The organism is Variovorax sp. 01T439_2, from assembly GCF_056398445.1.
Genome location: NZ_JBFTPJ010001137.1, coordinates 1 through 1,646, shown reverse-complemented (window position 1 = coordinate 1,646; position 1,646 = coordinate 1). Strand labels below are relative to the sequence as shown.

At 69.1% G+C, this 1,646-nt stretch carries 2 protein-coding genes and 1 pseudogene; all 3 read right to left on the bottom strand.

The window, feature by feature from the left end; all coding sequences use genetic code 11:
• Window positions 1-164 precede the first annotated feature (164 nt).
• A complete protein-coding gene (locus AC1DOC_RS32800; protein ID WP_478080433.1) occupies window positions 165-788 on the bottom strand; it encodes a DUF938 domain-containing protein in 624 nt (207 codons plus the stop codon).
• 50 nt (window positions 789-838) lie between these two features.
• Window positions 839-1,483: a response regulator transcription factor gene (locus AC1DOC_RS32795; protein ID WP_027730758.1), complete on the bottom strand. Its 645-nt coding sequence runs from the start codon at window positions 1,481-1,483 to the stop codon at window positions 839-841.
• A pseudogene (locus AC1DOC_RS32790) lies at window positions 1,480-1,646 on the bottom strand (cache domain-containing protein); the annotation flags it as partial. The pseudogene AC1DOC_RS32790 and the gene AC1DOC_RS32795, both read right to left, overlap by 4 nt.

Below are 1,646 nucleotides of genomic sequence, written 5' to 3'. Positions count from 1 at the left end.
GCCTACTACATGCTCGGCGCAGGAGGCCAGTTCGTGCTGGTGGTTCCGACGCACGACCTGGTCGTGGTGCGGATCGGGCATTCGAAGGGAGAGCGATTCGCGGGCTCGACGCTGAACCAGGCGCTGGCGCTGCTGACCACCGCGGTGCCCCGCGTGCGCTGAGCCTAGAAGCCGAAGACCAGCAGCAGGTTGTTCGCGGGCATCGCATGCCGCTCGCGCAGCGCAAGCCCTGCGCGGCGCGCCTCGGCCACCACGTCCTCCAGGCGCCGTATGCCCCATTCGGAATTGCGGGCGCGCAGGTCTTGGTCGAATGCCAGGTTGCTCGGCGCCGGTGTGCTCTCTTCTTCGAAGTAGGGCCCGTAGGTGATCAGCAATCCATCGGCAAGCAGATGCCGCGCGGCGCCTTGCATCAACGCGGCGCATGCGGCCCAGGGCGCGATGTGCAGCATGTTGGCGCAGTAGATCGCATCGAACTTTTCTTCTCCTCGAGCGAACGCGGCACCTTGCGACGGCCATCGAGGCGCCGTCACGTCGAGCAGCAGCGGCGCACGGAGATTGGGCAGTGCGGCCTGCGCGATGCGGCTTGCAAGCGCGGGGAGCATGCGCGCGTCTGCGTCGGTGGGCTGCCAGGTCCACCCTGACATGGCCGCGGCGAACCATGCGGCATGCTGGCCTGTGCCGGATGCGATCTCGAGCGCGCTGCCGCGCTCGCCGAGGATGCGGGCCAGCGCCTCGAGGATGGGCTGCTTGTTGCGGTCGGCGGCGGGGCTGTGGGGAAGGTCGGACATGCGAAATCGGGCTTGGATAGGTGTGGTTTGATTGGGAAAGACAGCGCGGTTCAGCCCTGGCCGAACTCCCGCGCATGCTCCACCGCATACTTGATGAGTTCCGCCTGCCCCTCGATGCCGAGCCGCCGCTTGATGCTCTGCCGGTGTGCCTCCACGGTGCGCACGCTCAGGCCCAGGTCGCGCGCGATCTGCTTGCTCGATTCGCCGCGGCCCAGCGCGCTGAGGATCTCGCTCTCGCGCGGCGTGAGCAGCGGCCGGGGCGCCTGGTTGCGGAACAGCTTCTTCGACACGGCCGGGCTCAGGAAGGTGCCGCCGGCCGACACCGCCTCGATGGCCGCGACGATCTCGGCCGCGGGCGCATCTTTCAGCACATAGCCGCGCGCGCCCACCTGCAGGGCCTTCTGCACGTATTCGGGGTTGTCGTACATGCTGAGCATCACCACGTGCGGCGCGGGCTGATGGCGCTGCAGCACCAGTGCGGCCAGGTCGATGCCGTTCATGTCCTTCATGCCGACATCCATCAGCAGCAGGTCGGGCTGGAGCGTTTCGATGAGCGCCAGCGCCTCGGCCGCGCTCCCGGCCTCGCCGACGATCTCCAGCCCCGGCATGGCGCCGAGCCGCGCGCGCAGGCCGTCGCGCACCAGCGGATGGTCGTCGACCAGGAAGAGGCGGACGGGGGCGGCGTCGTTCTTCATGCCGGCTCGGGCCTCGCGCTGCGGGCCGGCACTTCGGCCACGATGGTGGTTCCGCCTTCGCCCGATTGCACGTCCAGGCGCCCGCCGATCGATTCCATGCGCTCGCGCATGTTGCGCAGGCCGATGCCGCGCCGCGCATCGAGCTGCATCGCCTCCACGTCGA